Annotated in this window: 9 protein-coding genes; 4 read left to right on the forward strand and 5 right to left on the reverse strand. The window is 59.0% G+C overall.

Annotated elements, in window-relative coordinates; all coding sequences use genetic code 11:
- Window positions 1-245: 245 nt before the first annotated feature.
- The 5 genes from VNM72_02010 to VNM72_02030 form a co-directional block, all read right to left on the reverse strand.
- Window positions 246-1,616, reverse strand: coding sequence for a cytochrome ubiquinol oxidase subunit I (locus VNM72_02010; GenBank protein HXF04173.1), 1,371 nt, complete (start codon window positions 1,614-1,616; stop codon window positions 246-248).
- Between the two features lie 231 nt (window positions 1,617-1,847).
- On the reverse strand, window positions 1,848-2,309 hold the full coding sequence (locus VNM72_02015) for an Hsp20/alpha crystallin family protein (GenBank protein ID HXF04174.1): 462 nt from the start codon (window positions 2,307-2,309) through the stop codon (window positions 1,848-1,850).
- Between the two features lie 255 nt (window positions 2,310-2,564).
- A complete protein-coding gene (locus VNM72_02020; protein ID HXF04175.1) occupies window positions 2,565-3,872 on the reverse strand; it encodes a multiheme c-type cytochrome in 1,308 nt (435 codons plus the stop codon).
- 189 nt (window positions 3,873-4,061) lie between these two features.
- Window positions 4,062-4,418: a Uma2 family endonuclease gene (locus tag VNM72_02025; protein ID HXF04176.1), complete on the reverse strand. Its 357-nt coding sequence runs from the start codon at window positions 4,416-4,418 to the stop codon at window positions 4,062-4,064.
- Entirely contained in the window at window positions 4,348-4,623 is a 276-nt protein-coding gene (locus VNM72_02030; protein HXF04177.1) for a Uma2 family endonuclease, read from the reverse strand. The genes VNM72_02025 and VNM72_02030 overlap by 71 nt, the downstream gene beginning before the upstream one ends.
- Before the next feature lie 556 nt (window positions 4,624-5,179).
- Here VNM72_02030 and VNM72_02035 point away from each other — a divergent pair.
- The 4 genes from VNM72_02035 to VNM72_02050 all read left to right on the forward strand — a co-directional run.
- A complete protein-coding gene (locus VNM72_02035; protein ID HXF04178.1) occupies window positions 5,180-6,364 on the forward strand; it encodes an aminotransferase class I/II-fold pyridoxal phosphate-dependent enzyme in 1,185 nt (394 codons plus the stop codon).
- A gap of 154 nt (window positions 6,365-6,518) precedes the next feature.
- Window positions 6,519-6,761, forward strand: a complete 243-nt coding sequence (locus VNM72_02040; protein ID HXF04179.1) for a hypothetical protein — start codon at window positions 6,519-6,521, stop codon at window positions 6,759-6,761.
- Window positions 6,758-7,429 (forward strand): nucleotidyltransferase, encoded by a 672-nt coding sequence (locus tag VNM72_02045; protein ID HXF04180.1) that lies wholly within the window; start codon window positions 6,758-6,760, stop codon window positions 7,427-7,429. The genes VNM72_02040 and VNM72_02045 overlap by 4 nt, the downstream gene beginning before the upstream one ends.
- A 125-nt stretch (window positions 7,430-7,554) precedes the next feature.
- The coding region (locus VNM72_02050; GenBank protein ID HXF04181.1) for a hypothetical protein at window positions 7,555-8,343 on the forward strand (789 nt) is incomplete at its 3' end.

Here is an 8,343-nt window from a genome sequence, read left to right on the forward strand (position 1 = left end):
TGAAGGAGCAGAGCCAGAATGATTCCGGCATACCACAAACTCATCGGCACCAGATGGAGCGTGAACCCGAGGACCTTGAACAGCACCAGAAACCAGTATGGCGCGGGATAGCCCAACGGGCTGGACGGTCCAAGCAATTCCGTCGGATTCATAAGCGATTCCTCCTCGAAATCTCTGCCCACGGATCAGAAATCGGTCGGCGCTTTTCATCCGCGGGCGCTTGATCGGCCGATGGCCGATCGTGCTCACTTGCCGTAATACATTCCGCCTGGATGGGGCGGCGCAATGCTGATCAGATACTTCGTCAGCAACTCGACTTCTTCCGGTGTGCCCGCCCAGGGCGGCATGAAGAAGTGGGCTTTCTCCGGATACCGGACGACGGTGCGAATCATCTCCGGCGTCCACCCGCGAATCAACTGAGCGACCGGCGAGAACCCCTTCGCACTGGCGTGACAGTCGTTGCAGTGGTGCTGAAAGAGGACTTCTCCCAGCTTGATCTGATCGGCCTCGGGGAGCGTCAGGAGACGCGCTTCGTCAATCGCGCCGCCGTTCATCGCCTGCGGATAGCGATGTGCGACGAACGCTTTGGTCCAGGTGCCTCCTTCGAGATATCCCGTTTGCCGCAGGCGAGGGATCTCGTCGGCCAGGATTTGATTGCCCAGGACGACGTTGTAGATGATGTAGGGCTTACGCACGGCCTCGCGGATGTACTCGCCGGTAGTGACCGCTGCCAGCCCGAACGTGAAAAAGAAAATGGCGAAGCCCGGCGAGAGCCAGCGCGGATTCCGATAGGGCCCCAGGTAAAACATGGCAAAGACGGCCACCGTCAGGACGAAAATCAGCACCATGAGAACATTGAGCACGCTGGCGGCGACCAGCGCCGCTTTGGCCGATTCGGGCAGGAAGATGTACCAGCCGATCCCGCCAATCACGATGAGGACAGCGCCCCACAACGCCGGTCGCGCCGAACGCTGTTCGATCAGGTGGCTGAGCTGGGGATCTTTGACTTTGAAAGCAGCATGCAGATAGACGTAAAGCGATGCCAGAAGGAACGAACCACCCGTGCGGGCCAGCACCTGCGGGATGAACTGCGGATTGAGAAAGCCCACCCAGAAACTGCGATTCTGCGGCCAGTCCCCCGAGTTCAGCATGAAGGCCGTGATGCCGGTGATGAGAACCAGGCTGATCCAGGCCGATCCCGCATAAATCCAGCCGATCCGCTGGTGCGTCCGGGCATCGAGGCGTCCCCACCAGTAGAAGAAGATGAATGCCGAGACGATCTCCAGAATGAACGTGACATACTCGATGGCCCAGCCGAAGACGAAGGTGTGAATCAGCGTCTCGGTCGCCAGCGGTGACGCCAATCCGATCGTCCACCAGATCCCTACGCCGGTGATGGCTCCGTAGACGACCGTGATGAGAATGAAGAACCAGGCGTGTTGCTTCAGATAGGCCAGATAGTCGTGATTGTTCGTGCGATAGGCATAGCTCGTCTCCACGGCCAGGAAAAGCCCGCCGCCCACGGCATAGTGGGAGACGAGCACATGTAAGACCGATATGATGGCAATGAGCATGGGCGAAGTGAGAAACGGAACATACCACCAGGGGTAGTGCATGACGTGTTACCTCCCTTGAAAAAAATACTCCGGGAGCCCAAGCTTCTGCTTGAGCCTGCGGGGAGCGGGCGCTCCCATGCTTTCATCGTTCGCCGCATGTGGTACGGCGCAGGCTTTCGAGCCCGCGTCCTTTGCAGACTGGAAAGTTGCGCTACCGGTGCGCGAGCTTTCCGGCCTGCGTCGCTACTTCCGCAGACTCGAAAGTCTGCGCTGCTTCCGCAGACTGGAAAGCTACTTCACCTGGACTTTGATCTGTCGAGGCCGAGCTTCCTCGACCTTCGGCAGGCGGATCTCCAGGATGCCATTCTTAAAGTTGGCTTCGGCTTTGTCGGTCTTGACCTTCGCCGGCAGAGCGATCGTGCGCGAGAAGCTGCCATAGGTTCGCTCACAGCAATAGTAATCGGCATCCTTGACGTCCTCCTCGCGTTTCACTTCACCGGAGAGCGTGAGCGTGTCCTCGGTCAGCTCCAGGTTGATGTCCTCTTTATTGAGGCCTGGAAGTTCCGCCTTGATGACGATTTCATCTTTTTTGTCGTACATATCAATGGCCGGAGTGAAAACGCCGACGCGAGCAATTTCTCGGGCGGGACGCAACGCGGGCCACTCCCGACCGAAGAAATCCTCGAACAGGCGATCCATCTCCCGCCGGAATCGTTCGAGTTCCTCAAATGGTCTCCATCGGACAAGCGCCATAGGGTCGTCTCCTCCTTTCTTCCGGTTTTTGAGGAATCCGACCGTCGGCGTCGGATTCCACCCGGTATGATCCAGATCGGGAGAAAAGGATTCAGTCGGACCGAAGGGCCTGCCGCGAAGGACATGGCCCCCGGTCAGACGCTCGGTTGTTCGATCCGCCGGTCAGAGAGAGCACGGACCCACCTTCGGCAAACGCCTGCCCCTCTGCCCTGGCAGCAGCGCATGGATCACGGAGAGGTTCTCCGTTGAAGCTGTTCATCTCTTGCGTGGTTGATGGGTTCGGCGCAATTCATCGGCCATCGCCTTGATTTCGCTCAGGTCTCGCTTCATTTCGCTCCAGCCATACCAGAGCGCGTAGTCCGGGTTGGCGTGAAATGTTCCCTGAAACGCCCGCATCCGGTGTTCCAGATGCATGACGAACAGCTTCTGCTCGATCGGGGTCGGCGCATCGTGGAAGGTGAGCAGATCGGGAAAGGCATAGGCATAGGAAGCGGGCTTTTTCAGGATGCCGTCTTTATACAGTCCGGCCACCGTGCGAATGGCTTCGGCCAGCAGCCGATCGGCCTCTTTGATCATCTGATCGCCCTTTTCTAACTCCGCTTTGGCGAAGTTGAGCGAGTGGCATTGGTTGCAGGTCTTCACCATCTTGTCGCGTTCTTTTTGCCAGTCGTCGTGCGTCAGCCGGGCCACATCGGCGGCCTTGACCACATCAAGTCGCGGCGTCGGCTTGCCTTCAGGGTCGAGCACGCCGAGCGCCTGAAGAATCGTCGTTTGATCGGCGGCCCACTGCTTATCCTCCGGCAGAGGCAACCGCACGGCCAGAAATCCCCAGGCCGTTCGCACGGCATGGTTGCCTTCTTGCATGTGGCAGGTCTGGCAGGTGGGCGCGGCGACCATTTCCGGAAGCGTCTTGTTTTGCTTGAGCAAATAGCGCACGCCGTGCTTGGACGAGGAGTACATTTCCCATTGCGGATGGTCAAAGCCCATGTGGCAGGTCTGGCAGGCTTGTGGCTGCCGCGCCTCCGTCACCGAGAACGTATGCCGCGTGTGGCAGGCATCACAGGAGGCGACGCCGAAACCGGCTCCCATCGCCTTCAGTTCTTTGATCTCGGCTTCGGTCTTGAGTCCGATCTTGTGGCAGCCGCCACAGCCCTTCATCCCTTCGCGCAGCGCGACCGGCAGCGCATGCGTCGTGGGCATGGCTTTCATCGCCGCCCAGGCAAACGCATGCTTGCCGCTTTTGAATTGCTGCACCTGCGCTTCATGGCAGAGCGCGCAGGTTTCCGGTGTGGGAATCTTCACCTTGGCGACATCCTCAGCGGATGTGTGCTCATCCCCGTGACAGACGGCGCAATCAATATCATTCTGACTGTGCTTGCTCAATTGCCAATCCGAGACGATATTGGGCGTGACTTTCTTATGGCACTCGACGCATTGCACGGGGGCGGCTCCCGTCACTCCGGAAGCGCCTACCCCGGCTATGCCGTCGTCGCGCCCCAACAACGAGAATGCAACGACCACGAAGGCCATTCCAGCAGGGTAGAGTCTCCACCATCGGCACATTGAACACCTCCTTGAAATTGAAGTTTCACCCACGCGGGCGGCGAGAGTCAGCATCAACAGCTCAGGGTCTGCCCGATCTCGCCTTCATTGCTGTTCACCTTTCATTTCTGCGATGGGGAACCGACAGCAGCGCATGCCCTCGCTTCCCCACATCTCTGCCCTGGCCGCTTCGGGATGCATCTTCCGCGTCTACTTCGGCGTCAGCGAAACAGTTCTTCCACCTTTACGGAAAAGCCGGAGGGAGGATGTCAGGGTGTCCTCTTCCCTTAGCGTACAACTCAATCGAAGCGATGTTCCCCGGCGACGATAGACCTCAATGGTTTTCATCTGCCAATCCACAACCCAGTACTCTTTCGCCCCGTGGCGACTGTAAAGCTGGAGCTTGGTTCGTTTATCCTGCCGTTCATTCTCCGGCCCGGGAGACAGCACCTCGACGATCAAACCAGGCGCACCGCGCAACGTCCCGCTCTCAAGGTCAATGATATTCAGCCGATCCTTGCTCACCCAGATGATATCGGGAGCAACCGCATCTTCTTCGCTGAACACGACTCCGGGAGCTAAGACTGCCACTCCCCGTCCGGTTTTTTTTGCTCCAAACGCTTAGGGCCGTGAACAGCTCACCCCAGACGCGTTGATGAAACCAATGAGGTTGCGTGGACACGTAGAGTTCTCCTTCGATGAGCTCATACCGGTTACCATTTTCGGGGAGCGCTTCCAGGTCGGCGATGGTCAGTTTGATTGCTGACGCCATAGCAATCCTCCGGTTCGGCGATGAGTCTAGCACCGGGTGAGTGAGAAAACAAGATGACGAAATGTGCAGGCGAATGATCACGCGAAGGGTTTCCACGAGACGTCGTCGAAGAAGGCTCGCCCAGAGGCGCTAAGGAAGTGGGCGAGGGAAGCGATGGGATCATCCCTTCCTGGGGAAAATCGCCCGACGTGGGGGAAAAGACTCTCGTTGAGGCGAGAGGTACTGAAGCTAACTTCTCTCCCTCTAGCTGATTAACCGGGGATGACCACGTGGCACACGGTTCGCTTCTGCTTCTGAGGGGATGATCAAAGATGGCCGCAATGACATCAGCATCTGAAACCGAACCCGGATGTCGCTGCTTCAGCAAGCGTCGAGCGGCGAAGGCCCACACCGTCGCATCACTCCCTCCTAAGCTCCAGCTCGCCGCAACTCACGGGACGGGATTCGTTCGTACCGTCAGTGTGTGGCATGCTCGTTCACCATCAGCGCCTGGTGGTCACAGCACCGATGGTCTGAAGTGGCGACATCTGTGGCTTTTTTCGCCGGAGGAGAGGATATGACACTGGCTGCGAACAAAGTCGGTGAGTCAACGCTGGCGATTCACGGCGGGCGGCGTCTTCCCGATGTCGCTCACGCCTTGAGCATGCCGCTTTATTTGACCTCATCCTTCACCTTTGACAGCGCTGAGCAAGGGGCTGAGCGATTCGCTCATCCCGAAGAAGGGTACATCTACACCCGGCTGGCCAATCCCACGGTTGAGGCTACGGCTTCGAAGATCGCCGCTCTGGAGGGGGCCGAGAGCGCGCTCTTGACCTCGTCAGGCATGGCAGCCATTTCGACCACGTTATGTGCGCTTCTGGTACCCGGTCAGGAGATCGTTGCCGGGCGCGTGCTCTATGGCAGCACGCTGACTCTCCTCAAGCGTATGGAGCACAAATGCGGAATGAGAATCCGTTATGTTGATGCGACGAACCTGGGTGAGCTGCGTGCTGCCGTGACTCCCCGCACGCGGTTGATTTACATCGAGACGCCGGATAATCCCCTGCTTGGTGTGGTGGACATTGCCGGAGTAGCCGAGATCGCCCACCACGTGGGGGCGCTGGTTGTCGTGGATAACACGTTTGCCACGCCGTTCAATCAACGGCCGCTGGAGTTGGGAGCCGATCTCGTCGTCCACAGCGCCACCAAGTATTTAGGCGGTCACGGAGACCTGATCGCAGGAGCTATTGTCGGACCGGCTCGACTCGTTGGAGCGATACGCGAGGAGCTGAAGGAAAAAGGAGCCATTTGCGAACCCTTCACGGCCTGGTTGCTCCAGCGAGGGCTCAAGACATTCGCCCTGCGCATGGAACGTCATAACGCTAACGGATTGGCTGTCGCCCGCTTTTTGCAGGAGCATCCCAGGATCGAACGGGTCTATTATCCGGGATTGGAGACGAGTCCTCACTACGGGGTAGCCCGGCGGCAGATGCGGGGTTTTGGCGGCGTCCTCTCGTTTGAAGTCAAGGGCGGGTTAGAAGCAGGGATGAAGCTGGTGAACGCCGTCAGGCTCTGCACTCGTGCCGTCAGCCTCGGCGACGCCGAGACCTTGATCGAGCATCCGGCTTCGATGACCCATGCCGCTATGCCACCGGAGGAGCGTCGAGCGGCGGGACTGACCGATGGCCTCGTGCGTTTAGCCGTGGGCCTGGAGGACGCCGAGGATATCATCGCCGATCTGGATCACGCGCTGGCAGCGTGAAAAATCGGCCCCTTCCGAGCAGCCTCTGTGCTCCCGGGAAGGAGTGAAGCGGCGAGCTGACGGGCGAATTGCGCGGGAGACCAAAGATCCTTTCCACGGGGGGCGTCGGCAGGCGCGCGTCGGGCCTCTCATGGTGGTGGTATAATTCGAGTCCGTGTCGCCCAGACTGAACGAAAGAGCGGTCAAACGCTGGCTGCGAGATCAGCAGGCGGCGCAGCAAAAGGAAGATGAGGAGCGGGTGCGCGTGCTGCTCGACTTAACCGAGGACAAGGCGCTCCGGCTCTATCTGGCCATGCCGCTGTCCCGGGAGGAGGTCACATCCGAACCTTCTCCGCTGCTCTGGATCATGCGTCGTGTGCTGGAGCAGTCTCGGCCGGTCAGGGGAAGAAAACGATGAGCGTGCTCAGAGCCGCCGAGGAAATTGCCCTGTTTCTGGAAAAGCGAAACGTCCCCTACGTCATCGTTGGCGGGCTGGCGGTGCAGTACTGGGGGGAGCCGCGCACCACGCGAGATGTAGACGTGACGGTGATGGTGCCGGCCGATCATCTTGAGGATTTCTTAACTGAGACCCTGAAACGATTCCGTCCACGGATCCCCGTTGCCCGTGATTTTGCTCTGCGTCATCGCATGCTGCTCGTTGAAAGTAAAAGAGGAGTGCCGATAGACGTGTCGCTGGGCATACCTGGGTACGAAGAGGAGGTCATGAAGCGGGCGGTTCGCGCCTGCTTTCCCGGCATACGTCCTCTCCGCCTGATCAGTGCCGAGGATCTGATCATCCATAAATGCGTCGCCGGCCGTGCCCGGGATCAAGAAGATGTGGAGCGCATCTTGATTCGCCAGCGTCTGCATCTTGATCTTCGTTATGTTCGGCGATGGCTGAAGGAGTTCCTTCCCCTGGTTGACACTCACAACGTGCGAGACATCTTTGAACATGCGCTCACGCGCGCCCGCACCGCTCTCCGTCGAGCGCAGCGAGAACCGAAGACCGGCCGGGTGGCCCCCCGACATGACCGAGGCGGCAGGGGAACGAAGGGGCCTTCCCGACAGGATGATGCGCCCCGATGAGGCCAGAAACCGGGAGACGAGGCCGATCTCCTCGACGGTTTTCGTCCCGTTTGAACTCAAAAAGAAAATGTCTTAAGATTCGCGTGCTCAGGCAAGGAGGCCGAAGCCTCGGGAGGAAAAATGCCATGACACGATGGATGATCGGTGTTGCCGGTCTGATTCTCGGCCTCACTGCTGGAGGAACGACCGGTGGGTCTCCTCTCGTGAGACAGGCCGATTCCGCTTCCCTGCTGTATCCGGGGGAAGAAAAGCATCTGGCCAACATCAAGCAGCTCACCTTTGGCGGCGAAAACGCCGAAGCCTATTTCTCGGCGGATGGTCGGAAGCTGATCTTCCAGTCAACGCGCCCTCCCTACCAATGCGATCAGATTTTCATCATGAACGTGGATGGCAGCGATGTTCGCCTCGTCAGCACGGGCAAAGGACGCACGACCTGCGGCTATATCTTCCCCAAAGGGGATCGGATCCTCTTTTCGTCCAGTCATCACATCAACCCGGAGTGTCCTCCGCGCCCTGATTTCTCGCGCGGCTATGTTTGGGGATTGTACGAGCATTACGACATCTTCACGGCCCGGCTCGACGGTTCCGACCTCCGGCAACTGACGACCACGCCGGGGTACGATGCTGAGGCGACTATTTCGCCCAACGGGAAGAAGATCGTCTTCACTTCGATGCGGGATGGCGACCCTGACATTTACATCATGGATGCCGATGGGCGGAATGTGAAACGGCTGACGCGCACGCCGGGCTATGATGGCGGACCTTTTTTCTCTCCTGATGGCAAGCGCATCGTCTATCGGGCCAATCACCCGCGCAACCAGAAGGAGCTGGCCGACTATCAAGACCTGCTCAAAAGCGGATTCATTCGGCCCATGCGCCTGGAACTCTACGTCATGGATGCCAACGGCTCCCGC

The organism is Blastocatellia bacterium, assembly GCA_035573895.1.
Lineage (GTDB): Bacteria > Acidobacteriota > Blastocatellia > HR10 > HR10 > DATLZR01.